Origin of the sequence: Peteryoungia desertarenae (genome assembly GCF_005860795.2) — a bacterium.
Classification (GTDB): domain Bacteria; phylum Pseudomonadota; class Alphaproteobacteria; order Rhizobiales; family Rhizobiaceae; genus Allorhizobium; species Allorhizobium desertarenae.
In genome coordinates this window covers 268351-289434 of sequence record NZ_CP058351.1, presented here as the reverse complement: position 1 = coordinate 289434, position 21084 = coordinate 268351, and the positions used below count along the sequence as shown (strand labels likewise).

The following is a 21084-nucleotide window of genomic DNA, read 5'->3' as shown; positions in this document are numbered from 1 at the left end:
ACATGACGAAGCGCAAGACCGACCCCAATTTCGCCATCCCGACCTACAGCCTCTATGGTGAGGAAACGGACACCGCCGATGACTTCTGGTTCCACTGCGAGACGATCCAGGCCAGAAGCAGCCTTCATCACTGGGAAATCGGCCTTCATCGTCACGAGCACCTCTTCCAGCTCCTGTTGATCACAAACGGCTCGGGCGACGCTGTATTCGGAGAGGAGATTGTGCGTTTCGAACCCTTGACGGCCATCACGATACCTCCCTCGATCGGCCATGGCTTTCGCTTCTCGCCAGATGTCGATGGCTTTGTCTTCACGCTCATGGCATCGCGCCTGCCGGCCCGCATGGGTGAAAGCAGCAGTCTCAAGCGGTTTCTTGCCGTCCCCAGGGTGATTGGCTTGCCCATGCAGATCCCCGACGTCGAGCTCATCAAGACCATGCTGACGCGGCTTGCGATGGAATTCGATCAAAGGCTGAGTGGACGGACAATTATCATGGAAGCCTGTCTTGCAACCGCATTGACGCTGATTGCGCGGGTCAGTGAAACAGCCGGTCAGAACGAAGAGGCGGAGGATGGACAGGATCGACGCATGGAGGCACTCTCGGCGCTCATCCATCGGCATATCCGTGCCCACAAGCCGGCGAGCTTTTATGCGCAAGCGCTCGGCATCTCGCCCACGCATCTCAATCGCATCGTCAAGGCCAGGACCGGGCTCAGCATGCATGCCCTCTTGATGCATAGGCTCCTGGATGAGGCGAAGCGCGAGCTTCTCTTCACATCGGGCACCGTTCAGGAAGTGGGTTTCCGCCTCGGCTTTTCGGACCCCGCCTATTTTTCAAGGTTTTTTGCGCGAGAGACCGGGCTCACACCGCGTGCCTGGCGGCTCAAGGAACAGGCGCGATTGTGAATGCCATTCTGACCGCGCGAACTCCGCCAGCCGTTGCAAAAGAGTGGAACCGGTCTGGCGTCCTGACTTGCGTCGAGAGGATCTTGCGCGGTCACGGCTGGCTGAACAATCTGATCACCATCTCCCGCATGTCATTCATGGGCCGCTCTGGCAGGTCAGAACCGGGGACCATTCCTTGAGCAAAGCCTTCCGGCAGGAAACGGTCAACGAGAGACCGATCCCGGCTGACGACATGGATCGGAACCGCGCGAGAGGCATCCGGACCCGTGATGATCGCGGCCGGCTGATGATCGCCCAGAATGATGAAGACCGCATCATCGCCAAATCGGGCGATATAGTCTCCAAGCGTGTGAAGCGCATAATCAACCGTCAGGACATATTGTGCCCTCACCCGCTCGGGATCTGCCCAGACGACCGAGGGTGGATCGCCACTTTCAGCCTGGGGTGTGAAGATGCTGCCATCGCCGACATCGTCCCAGTCGATCAGTGTTGCAACCGGCGTCCAGGGCGCGTGGCTGGAAATCAGTGCGATCTCGGCCATGACATTCGACCCGTCCCTCTTCAGCGGGATCCTTCCCAGTCGCTCGAAGGCCGATAGCGTATACTGATCCGGCATGGTCACCCAGTTGAAGGGCCTGCCCTGATAGCCAAGGTCCTTGTGCGCCAGGATCTGATCATAGCCGTAATAGGCCCCTTCCGGCCAATCCATGGTAATGGCCGGCATGACCGCTGTCGTCTTCCAGCCCGCCTCTCGAAAAAGCCGATTGAGACTTGGTCGTTGAGATATCATCAGCCTGTCATAGCGGGCCTGGCTGTCGACCCAGAGCCCGGACAGGAATGTCCCATGGGCAAGCCAGCTCAATCCTCCAACTGTCGGCGACAGGTTCCAGCCCGAGGCGGCATGAAAGCCGGCAGCCGCGATCTGCTCTTCAACCGCAGTCAGCCTGGGTGCAATCAATGCACCATAGCGCGGGTCCTCGATGGCGCTTCGTCCGTAGGATTCGATGAAGACAAGAATGATGTCCCGTCCCGCAACAGCCTGAAACAGGCCCTCACCCGTAACCGGCTTGTCAGTGCCTTGCAGCTCCGCCTCGAAGATCCGCATATCGGCCACGGACCGAGACACAAGGTCGAGCCGCTGGGAGAGATAGCCAAATGCATTCGCTCCTGCGACCCGGGCAAGAAAAGGGGTCGGGGCAAACTGTTGCAGGGCAAAACCGATGATCAACAGGACTGCAAAGCCCATGATCATGCGTCGCCGGCCAGGAGCACCGAACCGGATCAGGATCGTCGTCGACCAGAAGAAGAGATAACCGAGGAGGAGAAAGACCGTGACACCGGCCGCAATCGCGCTTCCAGCCACCCATGAACCGACAGTACCCGAGAGCAGGTTCCAGCCATCCGACAGCATCTTGATATCGAGATAGGGGTTGAACCGTCGCTGGAAAGCCGATTGCACACCGATATCGGCGATCTTGAGAAACAGAAGGGCAACGACCACGGCCGTTGCCAGCACCCCGAGCCCCAGCGCCAGTCTGCGCGGCAGGATCAAGAGCACGATGCCAAGAAGCGGCAGTTCCAGCGGCAGGCGCATGAAGGCATTGGCGCTGAAGGCGCCCGGATGATCAGGCAGTGTCAGGGCAATGAAGGCAACAGCAACGAAGAGGATGGCCGCCAGGGCAGCCTTCTTCCCGCTCTTGACACCCCTCTTGCCCAGAACATCATCCAGCGTCATGCAGGTCCAAGTCCCTCTTTCTGCCGTAGACAGGTTTGCATTCCGTGATATGCGAAGCGTAACCTGCGAAAGTTCCCGCCTTGCCCCGATTTGGTATCCTTGCCTCTCTTGTTTCCATCGCGATTGTCGCTGGCCTGATCTGGGTGCTCGAGCCTGAAACGGTGGTCTCGGCCTTTTCCGAAATACCGCTGTCGCTCGTCCTTGCTGCGCTGGTGATTGTACAGCTGCAGATCATTCTTTCCGCATTCCGCTGGCGCTTTACCGCCGCCCGCCTCGGGCATCTCATGCCACCTGGCCTCGTTCTTCGCGAATATTATGCCAGCAGCCTGCTCAACCAGGTCCTGCCGGGAGGGATGGCTGGCGATGCCATCCGCGCCTACCGGGCGCGTGAAGACGGTTCGGGAGGCTGGAAGCGTCCGGCGACCGCCGTTGTCTTCGAACGGCTTTCCGGGCAGCTTGCATTCTTCGTCCTGATGGGTATCGGCCTGATTGCCTGGCCCGTTCTTGTCACCACGAGACTGCCGGAACACTATCTGTCGCTGATCGCAGTCTTTCTCGCCATTGCCGTCTTGCTTGTGCTTATGGGTCTTCTCGTTTGGAAAACGAGAGTTTCCGAACGACTGGAACAGCTGAAGCCTGATCTGGTCCGGGTTTTCTGGGCTGACAAAGCCTGTGTCATACAGGCCGGGTTGAGCAGCCTGATTGTTGGTGGCTATGTCGCAACCTTCATGATTGCCTCTCATGCCGTAGGAGCGCCCTTGCCCTGGATTGCGGCCCTCACCGCCATTCCGCTCTGCCTGCTGACCATGCTCATTCCCGCCGGCATTGGCGGATGGGGTACGCGCGAGGCTGCCGCAGCAGCCCTTTGGCCCATCTTCGGCTATTCGAGTGCAGAGGGTCTTTCCGCAAGCCTCCTCTACGGGCTCCTGTCGCTTGCGGGGGCTGCCCTGCCCGGCATCATCGTGATTGCCCACAGCCTTTGGCGTGGACGGATCCTCAGAGCCTGAACGGGTGACACTCATCGGTGCTCCAATCGCGCATAGATATCGCCAGACGGACTGTCCGGTGAAAGGCTTGCAAGATCCATGAGCAGGGCATCCGCGCTCTTCCAGCGCTCATCGACAAAACGATGCTGTTCACCGATCACCCGATTGAACCGGTAGGGGCCAAGACGCATCAATTCATCGATGGCTGCCTCGGCGATCGCCGGAACTGCAGGGATGTATTCGAAGGCGATGAGCGAAATGGGCTGGCTCAGGCCTTTGAGGATTTCCGCCTCGGCACCCTCAACGTCAATCTTGCAGAAGACCGGCATGCCATGCCGGGCAATCAGCGCGTCGAGCGTCGTCATCGGCACCTTGATCTTCTGGTCCCAGACGACACTGCGGAAGCCTTGCGTCTTTGACACCTTGGTGATGAAGTCCTTGGACGCTGTCGTCACCGTCGGGTGACGGCTTGAAATGTTCAGCTCGATCTCGCCGTCATGCGCACCGACCGCCACCCGCTCGAAAGCTGCAAGGCGATGCAGCATCCGCTTTTCGATGAAATCGGCAAGGGCAGGCTGCGGTTCCACGGCCACAACGCGTGCGCCGAGGGTCATCAGGGTCTCGCTGCGGCTGCCAACATGGGCACCGATATCAAAGACGAGGTTGCCGGGATCGACGAGGTCGCCATAGAAGCGCTTCAGCGCCGAGCGGCGCCAGGGCTGGCCGTAATAGACGATCAGCGAACGGGCCACTCCAAAAGCCGTGTCGAAGCGTGACAGCATAAATTGACCCCTTGATGATCAGGCGCGCTTGCCGGCACGCAGAAGATGGACCACGTCGACACCAAAGGAATAGACGAGAGCGGCGAGCGCAAATGCTGCAATGGCGACGGAATAGGGCGGCGTCACCAGTGGCGCGAGGATCAGGCAGAGCGCGCCGACCTGAATGACACAGACCAGCTTTCGTCTGTTCGATGGCGGCAGATCGCCTCGCATCCGGGGATAGATGGCCTGTGCCGCAACAAAGGCATAACGCATGCCTCCGATCAGCAGGACCCAGAGCCCCGCCTTGCCCAGCGTGAAAGCCGCAATCGAGAGTATCAGGATGAGGAGGGCATCCACCTCCATGTCGAAACGCGCTCCAAGCTCCGATTCCTGCCGGTAGCGACGTGCAAGATAGCCGTCGATGCCGTCGAGCAGGAGCGCCGTCACCACAAGAGCCACAAGCGTCCAGACAAGAGCCTCGACGCCCTCAAGATTGTCGGTAAAGAAAACCGTAGCACCGACCAGGCTGACAATGGCTGCGCGAATGGCGGTCACGAGATTGGCATGGCCAAATCGCGCGTGGCGGTGCTGGGGGAGCGCGTAAAGTACGAGACCGAAGATCAGGAGAAGCATGGTGACGGCGGAAGCCGTGACTGCCAGCCCCAGGGCAAGATGAAAGCTTGCATAGAGATAGACAATGCTCGCTGCGGTAAAGACAACCGTCAATACGGAAAGAGCACTCGACCAGAGGGTCGGTGACACCGCGTCAGGACGCCAGTGACCGAAACGGTGCGGTTCGCTTGCCATCGATGCCGATCCTCCGGAAGCCTCCTTTCCCTATTCTGCTGCCACAAGGCTTTCCAGATCGAGCATGTGACCTGCCCGGATCGTCTTTGTTCTCAGATAGTTTTCGTTTTCCGCCGTCACACGGCCCGTCACCGGCGCACGGGCATCGACTTCGATACCGCCGGCGCGCAGTCCGGCGATCTTGGCGGGATTATTCGTATAGACGGCCACCCTCGTGATCTCGAGAAGGCGCAGCATGGCAACAGCGGCTTCATAACGCCGGTGTTCCGAGTGGAGGCCGAGTTCAGCATCGGCATCGATCGTGTCGAGACCGGCATGCTGATAGCCATAGGCACGCATTTTTGCTCCGATACCGGTGCCACGCCCCTCCTGATCGAGATAGAGAAGCACGCCACCGCCGGCCTGTTTGAGAAGCATCAGGCCGTTACGAAGCTGGTCTCCGCAGTCGCATTTCAGGGAGCCGCAGAGGTCGCCGGTGATGCAGGAGGAGTGAATGCGGATCGGGACCGGCCTGGTCAGGTCCGGCTGACCGATGACGATCGCCACCTGGTCCTTCTGGGCAAGACCACCGCGAAAGACGACAAAATCTGCATTGCCGAAATCCATCAGCGGTACGCGCGTGCGCACGACCTTCTCGAAGCTTTGACGCGCAACATCGGCCCGGGTCAGGCTTGCAAGATCGACCCGGCAGCAGGCGCCAAAACAGCTGTCATCATGGGACACGTCGGCGCAGATCATGGCCGGCAGAAGAAGCGCAAGGCGGGCAAGTTCGGTAGAGGCCGACATCATCGGATCCGCCTTTTCCCATGTCACCGGCGCGGATGCGCCCACCATGTAGGAAAGTTTCGAGGCGTCATCGAAAGACATGCCAGCCAGCGGAACCGCAATATCGCCCTCGCCGCAAATGCCCAGACGCTGCGCACGCGGTGCGGTCAGGAGAAGCTTGTGCCGATTTCCGGTTGCAGACGCGAACTGCTCGTAGACGCTCGGAGCGACACAATCGAGGGAAAGCACAGCAAGCTTCTGGCTGCCATTTGCAAGAAGCACCGGGCGCCCGAACCGCAGTTCTGCAACAGCGCGCTCGACCTCCATGGCCGGCGTCATGAACCGAAAACCGAAATCACCAGTCTGTGTCATTCATACTCTCCTTGCGTCAACGAAGCGCATTACGCCATAGGGAGGCTAGCGGTTCAAAAATGACAGGCATAAATTAGAGTTAGGGCAATCCCGTGTTCGGAAACAAATTCGTCCTTCGGTTTGCATCCGTCCTGTTGTTCTATGTAGGGGAGAAATTGCGTGAGCAAAGGCCTGTCACAAAGGACCGTCACAAACCGGTCGGAGGCTCAAGCCCTTTGGGTTGCTGAAGCAGGCCGATGCGAGCTGAGACGCCAGCCGCTTGAGCCGGTTCAAAAGGGCGAGGTTTTCGTCCGCACGCTGTTCAGCGGCGTCAGCCGCGGGACCGAAAATCTGGTCTTCCAGGGAAAAATCCCTCAAAGCGAATGGGAGCGCATGCGCGGCCCCAACATGGAAGGAAGCTTCACCTTCCCGATCAAATATGGCTATGCGTCGGTCGGCGTCGTTGAGGAGGGCCCTGCAGGACTGATCGACAAGACCGTCTTCTGCCTTTATCCCCACCAGAATTTCTACATCGTCCCACACGAGAACGTGATTGTCCTGCCAGACCTCCTGCCCGCCCGTCGTGCCGTTCTGGCAGCAAATATGGAAACGGCGCTCAACATCATCTGGGATGCCGGCATCCTGCCGGGAGACAGGGTGGCGGTCTACGGGGCCGGTGTCGTCGGGCTCCTCGTCGCCTTTCTCGCAACACGGATCTGCGGCACCGAGACTTCGATCATCGACAGGGACAGACAGAAGGAGGCACGCGCCAGTGATCTTGGCCTTGCCTTCGTTGAAGCCGGCTCGCTCGAAGGTGAATTCGACATTCTGATCAATGCCTCCGGATCGGGAGAGGCGCTTGCAGACGCTCTTGACCATGCGGGACAGGAAGCGCGTATCGTCGAGGCAAGCTGGTATGGCAGCCGCCTTGTCGAGCTCTCCTTGGGCCAGAGCTTTCATTCCAGGAGGCTTCAACTCATAAGCTCGCAGGTCGGGTCGATCCCGCCAGCCCGGCGCGCCCGCTGGAACTATTCAAGACGGCTTGCCAAGGCACTGGAACTTCTTTGCGATGTCCGCCTTGATCATCTGATTTCGGGTGAGACGGCGTTTTCTGATCTGGAAGGCGCCTATCCCCGTATCCTGTCCAGTGACGAAACCCTTTGTCATCGCATCCGCTATTGAACATTCCCTGTCAGCCAAGAAAGTGAATCCATGTTTGCCGTCGAAGTCCGTGATCACATCATGATCGCCCATAGCCTGCCCCGCCCCGTCTTTGGTCCCGCCCAGGGCATGCATGGGGCCACATTCGTGGTTGATGCGGCCTTCATGACGCGGGATGTGGACGATGATGGCCTGGCCGTGGACATCGGGGCAGCCACAACCGTGCTTGGCGAGGTGCTGAAGCCGCTGAACTATCAGAACCTTGATGAACTGCCGGTCTTCAAGGGCAAGGTGACGACGACGGAAGTGCTGGCAAAACACATTTTCGACCAGCTCGCCGCCGCAGTCTCCGAGAAGAAACTCGGCCCGGGAAGCGGTCGCATCTGCCGGCTGAAGGTCATCTTGCACGAATCGCATGCAGCCCGCGGCTGGTACGAGGCCGATCTTTGACCCGAAAGCTCGTTTTTGCCTATCCCGGCGATCTTCAGCTGAAGACCGGGGGCTATGCCTATGATCGCAAGGTTCTGGCAGGCTTGAGAGACCGCGGTTGGGAGATCGCGCTTTTGCCGCTTGGTGCCGGTTTCCCGGCGCCAACACCGGATATGCTCGCCGCAGCCCAGCAAAAGCTTGGGGCCATCGAAGACGGATCGCTGGTCCTGATCGACGGCCTCGCCTTCGGGGTGCTTGACGAATGGGCAACAAGGGATGCGAGCCGCTTGCGCATCGTGGCACTTGTTCATCATCCGCTGGCCCTTGAAACCGGGTTAAGCAGCGACCGACAGGCGCTGTTGAAAAGGACAGAGAGGCGCGCTCTTGGCGCGACCCGCCATGTCATCGTCACGTCACCCATGACGAGACGGGAACTGATTGCCAATTACGGCTTGAGCCTGCAACATCTGACGGTCGCCCTGCCAGGGACTGCACCTGGGGCAAGGGCAAGGCTGGATGGCACGCCTGCGCATATCCTCTCGGTCGGAACCCTATTGGAACGCAAGGGGCATGATGTGCTCATCCGCGCCCTTTTCGAGATAAGGGATCTTGAATGGACGGCAAGCATCGTTGGAAGCCAGACGCTGGATCAGAAGACGGCACAGGCACTGAAAACACTTGTCATCGATCTCGGGCTGACCGATCGAATTGATCTGGCCGGTGAATGCGAGGACACGCGTGCCTTGATGGCCAAGGCAGATATATTTGCGCTGGCCAGCCGCTATGAAGGCTACGGCATGGTCTTTGCCGAAGCGCTGTCGCACGGCCTGCCGATCATTGCCTGTGATGCCGGCGCGGTTCCCGAAGTCGTCCCCGACGATGCCGGCATTCTGGTTCCCGTGGACGATGTCATGGCCTTTGCGCATGCTCTCCGGCTGATGGTCATAAACCCGGCAGAACGACAAAAGCGCGGTGAAGCGGCATTTGCAGCCGGATGCCGATTGCCTCAATGGCACGACACTGCAGAGATCATTTCTTCCGTCCTGGAGACATTGTGATGAGCGGATTTGACAAGGACTGGCTTGCCCTGCGCGAACCCGTCGACAGCAAGGCACGCAACAGCGATCTCCTCAGTCGCCTGGGCGGCCATCTCTTGCAATCCAGGCCAAATCCTGGCGAAGGGGGTCGCGCACTGGTTGATATCGGCTGTGGCACAGGCTCGACCTATCGCAGCCTGATGCGGGCGCTTCCCGAGGAAATCACATCAAGCCTTCACTGGTCATTGCTGGATTACGACCCGCTGCTCCTGGCAGAAGCCGAAAGGCGGATCGGCAAGGCAAACGACACGCTTGTCTATCAACAGCATGATCTGAATGATCTCGACGGTCTCGATCTTGACGGCACGGCATTCGTCACGGCGTCTGCGCTTTTCGACCTGTGCTCGGAAGCCTTCTGCAGGCGTTTTCGTGACCATCTGGTCAAAAGCCGCTGTGGTCTTTATGCAGCCCTGAACTATGACGGCAGGACGCACTGGTCGATCGAACATCCCCTTGATCAGATTGCCGTTCAAGATTTCAACCGTCATCAACGGACGGACAAGGGATTTGGTCCTGCACTCGGACCGGATGCCACCGCCATATTGCAGCAGCTTTTCAGTGAAGCCGGTTATCAGGTTGTCACCGGCGAAAGCCCCTGGGAGATGCGGGCCGATGATGCTCGTCTCCAGAGGGCTTTTCTGGAGGGTTTCAGACAGCCATTGACAGAAATCGGCAGCCTTGATCCACGCGAACTCGACACATGGCTTGCCTTCCGGATCGATGCCATCAGCGCACCGGAGAGCCTATGCGTGGTCGGCCACACTGACCTTCTCGCCCTGCCGCTCTAGCGCCGGCTCAGCTTTCAGGCTGCAATCGAAGACGATATCGCTGCCAAGCGAATAGATATCAGTCTTCGGTCTCCTTGCCGACTTCAGATGTTCGATCGGTGACAGCGAGATCCCAGCCGGCCCGGACCCGATGATGATCGGGGAAATGGCAATATGGAGGTGGTCGACCAGATCGGCTTCGATGAAACGGGCAATTGTGCGCGCTCCCCCTTCCACCAGGATGCGCGACAGCGCCCGGTCTGAAAGAGCCTCGAGAATGGCACGCGGATCAAGGCCATGATCGTGGCGCTTCAGCCGTATGACCTCTACGCCCTCATAGCGATTGCGAGGCGCATCCTCGGCCTGAAACAGGATCACGGGTGCCCCGCCATCATGGAAAATGCCCTCCTCGCCTGTCAGAGCGGCCTTGCAGTCAATGACCACACGCACCGGATCAGGTCCCTTGACCATGCGAACAGAAAGGCGTGGATCATCCAGTTTGACGGTACTGACACCAACGATGACGGCATCAACCAGCGCACGACAGCGATGCAGATGGGCAAGGCCATCCGGTCCGGAAATATCGCGAGCGTCCCCTGCCGGCGTCGCCACACGCCCATCGAGCGACTGGCCAACCTGTGCCAGCACAAATGATCCGCTTGCCTGCGCAATCGGACCGTAGAGGTCAAAGGCGGCATCGTCCCGTCCGTCGCCGCTGACCATATCTTCCATGACCGAGTGGGACCCGGCCCGCAATGACAGAAGCCGGGACCAGGTCTCATCCGAGAATTCAACTTTACGCATTCATGATCCTAGAGAATTCGATAGAGGGTCGCGTCCCTCTTGATGACGTGGTGAAGCAGCACCGCCCCGATATGCAACGCAAAAAGTCCAAGAAGGATCCATGCGCTCCAGGCATGGATTGCAGAAAAGATCGGCGCAATGTCGGGGGTCTTTCCGACCGGCGACCAGATCGGAACCAGACCGAACCAGACAAGCGGAAACCCATGGGCATTGGTCGCAAGGAAGCCACTGACCGGCATGATGATCAAGAAGAGATAAAGCAGACCATGAACCGAACGCGCTGCATAGCGTTCCATGGCCGGCTGAGGCGGATGCATGACGTCAGAGGTCAGCCTGACGCCCACTCTCACCAGCATGATCCATAGGACCAGAAACCCCAGGCTTTCATGGATCAGGTAGAAATCAAGTTTTACACTTTCTTTCGTGTAGCCGATCATCAAGCCCAGCGGCCAGGTTGCCAGAACGAGGATGGCGACCAGCCAATGAAGACTGCGCATCATTGACGGGTATCGACCGGCAACCTTGACTATGTCCATGAACGCTCTCCCTCTGCATTGGAGTTTCTCGACCACCCCGATCCAGATACGCAAGAATTGCAAGATGGTTCTGCCAGATGGCCTTCTGCAGCCAGGCTTTGCCGGTTTCCCGGATCAATTATGCTTGAATGACCGGGGTCTGGCACTTCATTCACAGCATGGTCGGTGCACGCTGGAAGAAGACATAGCTCCCTTTGGCCACCTTGAAGATATCACAATTGCGCCGAACCGTGCCGCCCTCTTCGAGCCGGAATACGCCCATCGCTCCAGAGAAGCCCTGGGGCTGCATGATCCTCTCCGGCACAAAGGCCTCATCACCATAATTGTTGGCAAGTCCGATGGCCATCGCCATGGCATCGAACCCATAACCCGCATGTTGCGACGCCGGCATGCCATAGCTTGCCAGATAGCGTTGGCCGATGCGGTCACTCACATTCTGATCATAGCGACAGACAATGGCGCCGGTCAGTTTCGGATCTGACAGATCAGCCCCGGTAAGTGCCGTGCTCGCCACAATACGGCGACCCGGTCGCGGTGGCGTTGTTGAATCCGCACGCTTCAAAAACGCACCAGGGTTTTTCACGTCCGGCATCACAATCACCATATCCGCACGCTTCCAGGATGCCTGAGCCTTTGAAGACAAGGAACCGGAGGAGACATCAATGACCGGCTCCACCTTCGCGCCAAAGCCCTTCAGGTTCTTGGAAAGTGCTTCACCATGCGCTTTGCCAGCATCGGTTGATGCCACAATCACCGCATGACCCGATCCCTCCGCCATGGCAAATGTTGCACTTTCCAGGAGACTGTCCGTGGGGCTCGACAGGAAAGCATAGACGCCATCCGGTTTTCTCGCCTGGTTCGAGGTAAATGCAAGAACAGTAACCGGCCTATCTCCGATAGCAGAACGGACCAGCTCAAGTTCGCCGTCACGCGCACTCGTGATAATCATGCGCGCGCCCTTGTCTGCCAAAGATTTCGTTGCAGCCTCAATCTCTTTCGGGTTTTCCATGGCCTCCAGCATGGTCAACTGCACGATATTGGAGCCTATCGCATTCACTGCGAGCGCTGCCCCGTCCCGGTACTCATGATCTGCCTGCCGCGCCGAGGCATCCGCACGACGAACACCGAGAAACCCGACTTTCGTCGGTCCGGAACCAAGGGTCTGATTGTAAAGGCCAACACTATTCGCTGAATGCGCGGGTTGAGCTGAGGCAGATCCATCAGTTTTAAGGAAATCACCTGACTGGCAACTGGAAACAAGAAGCGCCACGACGGCTAGGCTGACAAGCCGCTTCGAGCCGGTCATCGGTATCAATCGAACATTCATGTTCCTGAAACTGCCCCAAAATAGAAAGACTGCGCGAAATTAAGCAGTCGCCGTGTCCGAAGCAAGGCAAGACTTCCACCAGAATTGGTCGGATTGCCTGATAGCCAGGATCGACACGCTGGATTGCAAGGATGCGGCGAACAGGTCGATCTGGTCGATCAGCGCCGTGATTTACGATGGCCCATGATTAAAATTTCGCCAATATGAAAGCTATAACTGTATTCAATTTTAAACTTCAATATTATCTCAAGATACACCAAGTATAAGAACTATATATTCAAACAAAATCGGTAATCTCCCGCGGAAGCTGGAGAAAATCCGATGGCAAATAAAAATAAAAAAACACTCGCCATGTCCGCCATACTCGCGGCATCATTCTGGGCTCCCCAGGCCGCCGCATCGCCTGCCCTCTCGTACACGACGTACTCCCCACCAGGTGTGACGCTTGGCTGGATCATCTCAAGCGCGCGACCTTCTTTGCAAACGACAGTGTCCAACCTCATCAGGAACGGACTGGTCGCCGGGCAGCAGCTCGCTAAGATTTCGAGACAAAAGGTCGGAATTGAAAACCTGCCAGCGCCTCCGGTTCTGGGGACGGACAACACGCTCACGGGTACCGTCTCCGCGAAAGGCAAAGTTTCGGAAACGCATCCCGCAAGCAGCGATGTCTTCGGCTCCGTCGCTATTCCGTTCAAGCGCCTTGGTGCTCTCAAGAAGGCAGCACCGACTTTCGCAGAGATACAGAGCGGTCGAGCCCTCGACTGCAGAGGCTCGAAATGCCCTATCGACCTCGGCAGCGTCAGACTTGCATCGGCAGATGGAATGGGCGCGTCCATTCGTGATCGCATGAACCGCGTCAATCTCGCCGTCAATCGCGCTATTCGATACCAGACGGATAGCGAAACCTATGGAAAGGCCGATCGCTGGGCGTCCCCATCGGAAACGCTCAAGCGCAGCGCTGGCGACTGTGAGGATTACGCGCTTCTGAAAATGGCGGCCCTTGCCGCTCAGGGTGTACCGCTCAAGGACATGTCGCTGGTCGTCCTCTATGACCAGAAGCGCAGCTTCTATCATGCCGTGCTTTCGGTCGAGGTGCAGGGACGGCACTACATCCTGGATAATCTGCGGGACCAGATCCTCCTGGACACCCAGCTTCCCGACTATATGCCGCTCTTCTCAATTTCCGCCGGCAAAGGCTATATCCACGGCTCACGTATCAAGAACAAGTCGATCGCTGCAAATGTAAAGCTCGACAATGTGGCCCCCGGTGAAGGGGCAAGGCTGTGATGGAGTGTTCTGCGAAAGATAGCGAAGAAGGCAGGCGCATAACGCGCCTTTAATCTTTCGTTCATCGTCAGCTCACGCAGCTGTCAGGTTTGATCAACATCTCTGTTCCAGCCGCATGGAAGGTCCGTGCGGATGACAAAAAAGGAACAGAACATGCTCAGAATAGCGATTCCGACATTTGCCGCTCTGTCTATTGCTTTTTCCGCCCATGCAGACACGGTCGTGACGGCGACAATCATCGACAGCTCGATCACACAGGCGCAGGTCGAGGCCGCCCAGGTCGCCTGGGGCGAGGCTCTGGTTCAGATCTCGACCGACTACAAGGAGGGTGGGATCGAGAAGGCCAAGACCACGGCAAAGGCCGTGATCGAGGCGGCCTATGGCTACAATTTGGGACCCGTTCTCTTCAAGCCGACACTGACCGTCGAACCGCAGACCTTCCGCCCCACAGCCGAAGGCGCGCTTGCCTATTTCGTCGGCAATGATCCGAAGTTTCCCGCCGATACGGGCTTTGCACTGAAGGGCTGGACCGATGTGAAGATCGAGAATTCGGCGATCTTTATCAGCGGCGAGACAGCAAAGACGATCGGAAAGGTGCATATCACCAATGCCGACGGGACGGTCACCTCCGTGGACAAGACCTGGGGATACCAGCTCGACGATGCCGGCAATCTGCGCATCGTGCTGCACCACTCCTCTCTGCCCTATACCGGTCAGTAAGTGTGAATCCAGCTTTGAGCGTCAGCGTCTCTGACGAGCTTCAGAGACGCTGTACACCCAGCCGGTAACCAAGGCCCCGGACAGCCGTAATCCTGACTTCGGGGTCCAGTCTTGCAATCTTGCGACGCAAGCGACTGACATAGACATCGACGACATTGGTCAGGGGATCGCGATCGGCCTGCCAGACCCGTGCAAGTATCCGCTCCCGGCTGACGGTCGCGCCGGCTGACGCAACCATGAGCTCCATCATGGCCATTTCGAGTGCACTGAGAGCCACTTCATCACTCTCAGTGCGAAGACCAGGCAGTTGTCGATCAAGGATGATGGTGCCGATCTGCAAGGGTCTGGGCTGGACCCTGCGCCTCGTCCTGCGCATCAGGGCCTCGATGCGCGCGAGAAGCTCGTCAAAATCGAAAGGCTTGGCGAGATAGTCGTCGGCTCCACGTCGCAAGCCGTCCGCACGCTCGTGGCTTTCGCCCATGGCACTCAGCATCAGGATCGGGACCTGATGATTGCGCTTTCTGAGCATCTGGCACAGGCTCAACCCGTCGAGCTCCGGCAGAAGAACGTCGAGGATGACGACACCGGGAAGATCCTGCCTTTCACAATCACGGGCAAAAGCTTCTGCTGCCGCCAGCCCCTCCTTTCCGCTTCGCACCCAGTTCGTGCCATATCCTTCCGCCTGCAGGCCTCGCACCAGGAAGTCGGCAACACGGACATCGTCCTCGATCAAAAGGATGTTCATTGAACCTCCGTTGCGGGAATGGCTGGCAGGGCTGGCATGATGAGCTGCGCCAGGGTGCCGCAACCGTCCTCGCCCTTCCGGATCACAAGCCGGCCGCCTTGTGCCTCTGTCAATTTTCGGGCGATGGAGAGGCCAAGTCCCAGGCCATCGGGACGATGCGCACGGGCCTCTTTCGCCCGCCATCCCCGATCGAACAGATAAGGCAGGTCCTCCGTATTGATGCCAAGGCCCCGGTCAAGGATCGAGACCGAGACATGGCCTCCTTCCTCCTCGCCAACGAAGAGTGTGACTTCGCCACCCGCGTATGAATAGCGAACCGCATTGTCGAGAAGGCAGACCAGCACCTGGCGCAAACGATGCTGATCCGCCCGTATGACGGTCGCGGGCAATGTTTCCGGACTGCTGACAGACACATTGTGAAACGCCGCAGCACTTCTTGCGGTTTCGACAGCGCTCGCGACGACATCGCCAAGTCTGACAGCCTTCAGCTCCAGAAGAGGTTCGCTTGACGGATTTCGGACAAGGACGAGAATATCCTCGATCAGGTGTCCCATCTGGCGCGAGACCGCCACAATGCGCTCAAGAGCGGCTCGATAGGGCTGGCTGTCCCTGCTTTTGAGGCGCAGCGCAACTTGTGCTTCTCCACGGATTACGGTGACCGGTGTGCGCAACTCATGGCCGACATCAGCCAGAAGCTTTGCCCGTGATCCTTCGGAAGCCGCCAGTTCGTCCACCGTTCGCCGGAGTTCGGCCGTCCTGATCGCCACCGTCTGCTCAAGCTCCATCCTGTTTTCTGCAGCCCGTTTGCGGGCAAGGTCCACTTCGGCTGCCATCGCATTGAGTTGCCGTCCCAGCGATTTGAATTCGACATCTCGAAACCGGTCGAAGCGGTAGGAAAAGTCGCCATTCTGATAGGCCTGGAGCCCCTCCTCCATCTGCTTCAACGGTTGGCGAAAGCGCGTCACCAGAAACGCGGCAGGGATCAGTGTACCAAACAGCCCGAAGCCACCGGCAAGCAGAAAAAGCTGACGCGCCGTTGTCAGCGCATCATTTGCCCGATTGCGCTCGGCCTCGAGCGCAATCGCCTCCGTCGCCAAGGCCTTTTTCAACGCCTCTGCGGGCGAGACGCCATGGAACTGATTGAACTGGGCTTCGACCCTGGCAATCTGGATGGCGGAGGCTGGCTGGTCGGAAATCAGCAGGGCCGTCTCCATGTCGAGTTTTTCGATGACATCATCGAGAAAGACGATCAGCTTTTCCCGTTCACGATGTTCTTCAAGCGTCTTCCTTCGCGAACTGTCGAGCGCGAAGGCAAGCTCGGCCTTTTCGGAGATCAGTTCAATCTTCTCGGCCATGCGCTCCAGGATGGCCGACCGCTCTTCGGCTGCTGCATTCTGGGCAAGCGTTCGCCGAAAGCTCCAGTTACGAAGGGCAGCCTTCTCGACATCGAAGCCCATCAAGGCCGTGTAGATATCACTCGCAATTCTTCCTCTTTCAACGCGGTATTGCGACTGCTCCAGGACGTACCACCCGGCCAGCGCCAGCAAAACAGTGGGAACTGCAAGGCCGAGAAAGGCGAGGCGAAGCTGCGTCACATAGCCGAAGGATGTGTTGTCAGAATGGAGTTGCATCAGGATATGCAGTCATTGCGCTTTGCCTTTGAGACTGGACGAACCCTATCGGCAGCTGCCTGAAAAGGCATCTTATATATGCGTGATCGGCCAGGATATGCGCAAGCTCGCCGGCATGGCCGGGTCGATTTCGTTCGGGAAAGACGATTAACGAACAATATAGCCCATCACCATCTGCTTCTGGTGACTTGGGGCAAGCGCCAGGTTGATCTGTCCATTGACCGTCTTTCCGTTCCCGCTTGCGGTAAAGCCGGTGACCAGCATCTTTCCTCGATTGGCTTCCAGATTGCTGATCGCGTCTTCAATCTGGGTGTCCACGGCAAAGCGGAAACCGGCCGACAATTGCAACGTGGTCGAAAGCGCCAGTCGCTGCCTGAGCATGGCCACGAAAGGCTCATTGAAAAGCTGGATCTTCTTTTCTCGTGTCAGAACAATCGTGGGAGACGGGGAGGCCTGGACGAGCGCAGAGAGGTTTTCCATCGAACTCATGGCTTCGACAGCATTCAGTCTTTGCCAGAGCGACTTGACGGCAAGCACCCGAAGGATGGAGGCAAGATTGCCATTGTCTGGAACCTGTTCTGCTCCTTTTTCAACGATGTCCGACAGGGAACCGCGGGTGGCCGATGCAAGCCATTGGAGAGCCTCCCAATAGATTCCTTCGAGCCGGATACCCCTGCGCTCACCACTCTTGCCGATGACCGCACGAAACCGGGGCTCGGCCTCTTCCGTCTCGACATGCAGCAGGCCGCCGCTTTGCTGCATATCCCAGATCGGCGAGGCCATCTGTTTCTTTGGCAGCATCCTTTTTCACCGTTCGGTCAGCGCAACAGACTGCGCCTTGTTGATCGGTTTCATGAGATAGCTCAGCACTGTCTTGCGTCCGGTCATGATTTCAACCGAAGCAATCATGCCGGGAATAATCGGGTAGACAGTGTCGCCGCGTCTCAGTTCAGATTGCTCGGTCTTCACCTGTACGAGATAGAATGTCTCGCCCTTGTCCTGATCCACGATACTGTCGGCAGAGACATTGATGACCTCACCTTCGAGACCACCAAAGATGGAAAAATCATAGGCCGTGATCTTGACGATCGCGCGCTGGCCACGGGTGATGAAGGCAACATCCCGAGGCGATATCTTCGCCTCGATCAACAAGGTATCCGCGGTCGGCACAATCCCGGCCACCACACGACCCGGCTCGACATAGGCACCAATCGTGTTGACTTCGAGCGTGTTCACAATTCCGTCTACAGGGGAGCGGATATCGGTCCGTTCGACACGGTCACTGGCGCCACGGATCGTTTCATCAATGACCGAAAGCTCGGCCAGTGTCTGGGCTTTCTCCGTCAAGGCCTGCTGCCTGAGTTCCAGAGCAAGTTCCTTGACCTGAAGCTTTGCTTCCTCGACAGCACCTGCAAGACGGACAAGACTTTCCTCGTAGACAGCCATCTGTCCACGCTGATCTGTCAGTTCCCGGTCGAGCGCAATCACCTCGGTCTGGGCAACAAGACCACGTTTTGCAAGGGGTGCGAAGAGATCGGCCTGACGTGTCGTGGCCGCAATATTCTGTTCAAGCCGGCTTATATTGGCCCGCGCTTCACTCAGTTCCGTTTCTCGTTGGCGCACCCGCTCCTCAAGCACGCCAAGCTTGTTGAGATAGCTGGCCTTGTTGGCAAGAAACAGCTGCTCCTCGTTCTCACAGACCTGTTGGGCAACCTTGAGCACCTCTTCGGGGCACTGATAGGGATCCTGGTAACGACCGGCTTCTTCCATTTCCAGGCGCGCAACCTTGGCACCGAGTGCCCTTGCGCGTGCGACGGCCTCGCCAAGCGAAGATTCCGTGGTGCGGTTGTTCAACTGGACAATCAGTTCGCCACGGCGCACCACCTGCCCCACCTGAACGGCGATTTCTTCGACAACACCCGCTTCCGACGATTGCACGATCTGCGTTTTCGAAACGGGAACGACCTTGCCCTCGCCGCGCGAAATCTCATCGATCTCGGCAATGGCGGCCCAGGCAAGAAAGACAACAATACAGGCTGCGACGAGTCCAAGGATCATGCGCGCCATGAAGGGGGGAGTATCGACAATGCGTCGTGTCATGCCTTTGTCCCCGGCTTGCGTTGCATCGCCTCGATCACCGTTTTCTTCGGTCCGTCCGCGACGATCTTGCCCTTGTCGATCACGACAAGCCGGTCAACCAGATCCAGCATGCTGAAGCGGTGGGTCGCAATCAGAAGTGTCGTATTCCGGTCGAAGGCATTGGTGAGCCGATTGAGGAGATGCCGTTCACTGGCAAGATCCATCGCGCCGGAAGGCTCATCGAGAAAGACAATCTTGGGTTTGGTCAGAAGCAGGCGTGCGATGGTGAGAGCCTGCTTTTGACCACTGGACAGATTGTTCCCGCGCTCACCAACCGGCATGTCAAATCCCCGGGGATGGCTCGACACGAATTCGTCGACACCGGTCATGCGTGAGACATGCAGAATTTCTTCATCCGTCGCATCGGGACGACCGATCAGAAGGTTTTCCTTCACCGTCCCGGAAAAAAGATCGGAGGACTGGCCGGCGACGGCGACCGCAGAGCGAACCTCGGACATGTGATATTGTCGGATGTCAACACCATCGATCAGCACGCGACCTTCGGAGGGTACGAACAGGCCATCCAGCAAACGACCTATGGTGGTCTTGCCTGATCCGATACGTCCGATGATACCGACACGTTCCCCGGGCTGGACAGTCAGGCTCAACTGATTGATCACGGCATGGTCCGAGCCCGGATAGCGGAAGGTGACGTTCTGAAAGCTGAAACCGCCCCGGGTTATCTCGCGATTGACGAAACCGACTGTCGATGGTCTGTCCTCGGGCTGTTCCATCACCTGGTCGAGGATGCGCAGTGATACCGTCGCCTGCCGGAAGCGGGCAAGCGTCATGGCAATCTGTCCAAGCGGGGCGCCTGCACGGCTGGCCAGCATCACCGTTGCGATGATCGCACCCATGGCGAGCTGCCCCTCGATGAACTGATAGGTTCCGGCGATCACGATCAGGACGCTGACCATCTGCTGGACGAAAGCCGTCAGATTGATCGCATTGGACGAGATGTGCTTGATCTCTTCGCTGGTGCGGCTGGAATACTTCATGAGTTCCTGCCAGCGGCGCAGCATGCTGGCCTCGGCACGAAGGCTCTTGAGCGTCTCGATCGTGGAAATCGTCTCGACCAGAAGCGACTGTCGTTTGGCAGCCTCATTGGCGGCAGCCGCCATCCGATGGCCAATCTGCGCCTGGGCATAAAGACCAATCAGGACCGACAGAACGAAAGCGACCGCCGGGATCACGGCAAGCCAGCCTGCAATCAGATAGATCACAATCAGGAAGATGAAGACGAAGGCCGTGTCGATCAGAAGACCGATGGTGTTTGAGGTGAAGAACTCGCGGACAAATTCATATTGCATAACCCGGTTGGCATATTCGCCCGTGGAAAGGGGGCGTGATGACAGGGTGGAATTCAGCACCTTGTCGAAAATCATCTGCGATAGTCGGATATCGGCATTTCGTCCGGCATGATCGATCAGCGATGAACGGGCGGTCTTCAGCAGAAAATCGAACAGATAGGCGATCCCTATCCCTGCAGCGAGAACCCATAAGGTCTCGACCGCCTTGTTCGGCAAAACGCGGTCGTAGACATTCATGGTGAACAGCGGAGAAGCAAGCGCAATCAGATTGATGAAAAGAGCCGCAACCACCACCCGCATATAGGTGCGCCAATAAGGGACCAGCGCCTTCACCAGCCAGTGACGCTTTTCGATTTCGTCAGCGTGACCGACTGTCGCGTCTTCCCCCGAATTGCGATAGAAAAGGCTGAAGGCAAAACCGAAAGCCGGCTTCATGGCAACCAGTTGCTCGTGCGTCAGCCGGTCGGTTGTGCGGTGAATGCCATGGTTGACCGTGTAGAGACCGTCCTCTCCAGCCTCTAGCAATGGAAGACAGCTCTGGTCCTCCAGCACAATGATCGCCGGGCAGTCGAAATTGCCTTCACGGCAATCCCGCTCACTGATCACGGAGGCTTGCAGCCCGATGCGCTCGGCGACATGCTCGATGTCCTCGATTTCGAGCGACTCGATGATCTCATCCGGCAGTCCCGAAAACAAAACAGTATCGGAGCTGGGCCTGCCATAAAACCCGGCGACAGTTTTGAATGCAGAACGAAAGGTCAGGCGGACACGAGTGTCCGCCGGTTCCGTCAGTACATTTAACATAATGCCCTAACCGA

20 protein-coding genes are annotated in these 21084 nt (G+C 58.0%); 8 read left to right on the top strand and 12 right to left on the bottom strand.

Translation table 11 applies throughout. The features are described from left to right. Positions 1–2: 2 nt before the first annotated feature. Entirely contained in the window at positions 3–905 is a 903-nt protein-coding gene (locus FE840_RS18645) for a helix-turn-helix domain-containing protein (RefSeq protein WP_138289322.1), read from the top strand. Positions 906–996: 91 nt separating this feature from the next. On the opposite strand, the gene FE840_RS18640 is transcribed toward FE840_RS18645, so the two are convergent. Next, positions 997–2640 (bottom strand): LTA synthase family protein, encoded by a 1644-nt coding sequence (locus FE840_RS18640; protein ID WP_246318941.1) that lies wholly within the window; start codon positions 2638–2640, stop codon positions 997–999. An 80-nt stretch (positions 2641–2720) separates the two neighbouring features. Between FE840_RS18640 and FE840_RS18635 the strand changes: the two genes are divergently transcribed. Beyond that, positions 2721–3647, top strand: a complete 927-nt coding sequence (locus FE840_RS18635; RefSeq protein WP_138289324.1) for a lysylphosphatidylglycerol synthase transmembrane domain-containing protein — start codon at positions 2721–2723, stop codon at positions 3645–3647. An 11-nt stretch (positions 3648–3658) separates the two neighbouring features. Here FE840_RS18635 and FE840_RS18630 read toward each other — a convergent pair whose 3' ends face one another. The 3 genes from FE840_RS18630 to ribA are packed head-to-tail and all read right to left on the bottom strand — an operon-like array spanning position 3659 to position 6334. Next, positions 3659–4408 (bottom strand): FkbM family methyltransferase, encoded by a 750-nt coding sequence (locus FE840_RS18630; protein ID WP_138289326.1) that lies wholly within the window; start codon positions 4406–4408, stop codon positions 3659–3661. Positions 4409–4426: 18 nt separating this feature from the next. Further along, positions 4427–5197, bottom strand: a complete 771-nt coding sequence (locus FE840_RS18625) for a CDP-alcohol phosphatidyltransferase family protein (RefSeq protein WP_138289328.1) — start codon at positions 5195–5197, stop codon at positions 4427–4429. 30 nt (positions 5198–5227) lie between these two features. Beyond that, positions 5228–6334: a GTP cyclohydrolase II RibA gene (gene ribA / locus FE840_RS18620; RefSeq protein ID WP_138289330.1), complete on the bottom strand. Its 1107-nt coding sequence runs from the start codon at positions 6332–6334 to the stop codon at positions 5228–5230. Positions 6335–6493: 159 nt separating this feature from the next. Between ribA and FE840_RS18615 the strand changes: the two genes are divergently transcribed. The 4 genes from FE840_RS18615 to FE840_RS18600 are packed head-to-tail and all read left to right on the top strand — an operon-like array spanning position 6494 to position 9788. Next, positions 6494–7495: a zinc-dependent alcohol dehydrogenase gene (locus FE840_RS18615; RefSeq protein WP_246318940.1), complete on the top strand. Its 1002-nt coding sequence runs from the start codon at positions 6494–6496 to the stop codon at positions 7493–7495. A 30-nt stretch (positions 7496–7525) separates the two neighbouring features. Continuing rightward, on the top strand, positions 7526–7924 hold the full coding sequence (locus tag FE840_RS18610) for a 6-pyruvoyl trahydropterin synthase family protein (protein WP_138289332.1): 399 nt from the start codon (positions 7526–7528) through the stop codon (positions 7922–7924). Next, positions 7921–8961, top strand: coding sequence for a glycosyltransferase family 4 protein (locus tag FE840_RS18605; protein WP_138289334.1), 1041 nt, complete (start codon positions 7921–7923; stop codon positions 8959–8961). The genes FE840_RS18610 and FE840_RS18605 overlap by 4 nt, the downstream gene beginning before the upstream one ends. Next, complete coding sequence (locus tag FE840_RS18600) at positions 8961–9788, top strand: class I SAM-dependent methyltransferase (RefSeq protein ID WP_138289336.1); 828 nt, start codon at positions 8961–8963, stop codon at positions 9786–9788. The genes FE840_RS18605 and FE840_RS18600 overlap by 1 nt, the downstream gene beginning before the upstream one ends. Here the strand turns inward: FE840_RS18600 and FE840_RS18595 are convergent. From FE840_RS18595 to FE840_RS18585, 3 genes are all read right to left on the bottom strand, one after another. Next, positions 9744–10571, bottom strand: a complete 828-nt coding sequence (locus FE840_RS18595; protein ID WP_138289338.1) for a RibD family protein — start codon at positions 10569–10571, stop codon at positions 9744–9746. The genes FE840_RS18600 and FE840_RS18595 overlap by 45 nt on opposite strands. 8 nt (positions 10572–10579) lie before the next feature. After that, positions 10580–11107: a cytochrome b gene (locus tag FE840_RS18590; RefSeq protein ID WP_138289340.1), complete on the bottom strand. Its 528-nt coding sequence runs from the start codon at positions 11105–11107 to the stop codon at positions 10580–10582. Between the two features lie 151 nt (positions 11108–11258). Further along, entirely contained in the window at positions 11259–12434 is a 1176-nt protein-coding gene (locus tag FE840_RS18585; RefSeq protein WP_138289342.1) for a type 1 periplasmic-binding domain-containing protein, read from the bottom strand. A 321-nt stretch (positions 12435–12755) separates the two neighbouring features. On the opposite strand from FE840_RS18585, the gene FE840_RS18580 reads away from it, so the two are divergent. Together FE840_RS18580 and FE840_RS18575 are read left to right on the top strand one after the other, a co-directional pair. Further along, complete coding sequence (locus FE840_RS18580; protein ID WP_138289344.1) at positions 12756–13721, top strand: transglutaminase-like cysteine peptidase; 966 nt, start codon at positions 12756–12758, stop codon at positions 13719–13721. A 153-nt stretch (positions 13722–13874) separates the two neighbouring features. Continuing rightward, complete coding sequence (locus tag FE840_RS18575; RefSeq protein WP_138289346.1) at positions 13875–14441, top strand: phosphoribosyl-AMP cyclohydrolase; 567 nt, start codon at positions 13875–13877, stop codon at positions 14439–14441. A gap of 40 nt (positions 14442–14481) precedes the next feature. Here the strand turns inward: FE840_RS18575 and FE840_RS18570 are convergent, their stop codons facing one another. The 5 genes from FE840_RS18570 to FE840_RS18550 all read right to left on the bottom strand — a co-directional run bounded on the left by FE840_RS18570 (position 14482) and on the right by FE840_RS18550 (position 21070). Next, positions 14482–15186 (bottom strand): response regulator transcription factor, encoded by a 705-nt coding sequence (locus tag FE840_RS18570; RefSeq protein ID WP_138289347.1) that lies wholly within the window; start codon positions 15184–15186, stop codon positions 14482–14484. Next, positions 15183–16817 (bottom strand): sensor histidine kinase, encoded by a 1635-nt coding sequence (locus tag FE840_RS18565; protein ID WP_138289349.1) that lies wholly within the window; start codon positions 16815–16817, stop codon positions 15183–15185. The genes FE840_RS18570 and FE840_RS18565 overlap by 4 nt, the downstream gene beginning before the upstream one ends. A gap of 147 nt (positions 16818–16964) precedes the next feature. Then, a complete protein-coding gene (locus FE840_RS18560) occupies positions 16965–17618 on the bottom strand; it encodes a ribbon-helix-helix domain-containing protein (RefSeq protein ID WP_246318939.1) in 654 nt (217 codons plus the stop codon). 6 nt (positions 17619–17624) lie between these two features. Then, a complete protein-coding gene (locus tag FE840_RS18555; protein WP_138289351.1) occupies positions 17625–18917 on the bottom strand; it encodes an HlyD family type I secretion periplasmic adaptor subunit in 1293 nt (430 codons plus the stop codon). Continuing rightward, positions 18914–21070, bottom strand: coding sequence for a type I secretion system permease/ATPase (locus FE840_RS18550; protein WP_138289353.1), 2157 nt, complete (start codon positions 21068–21070; stop codon positions 18914–18916). Before FE840_RS18550 ends, FE840_RS18555 begins: the two co-directional genes overlap by 4 nt. Positions 21071–21084 lie beyond the last annotated feature (14 nt).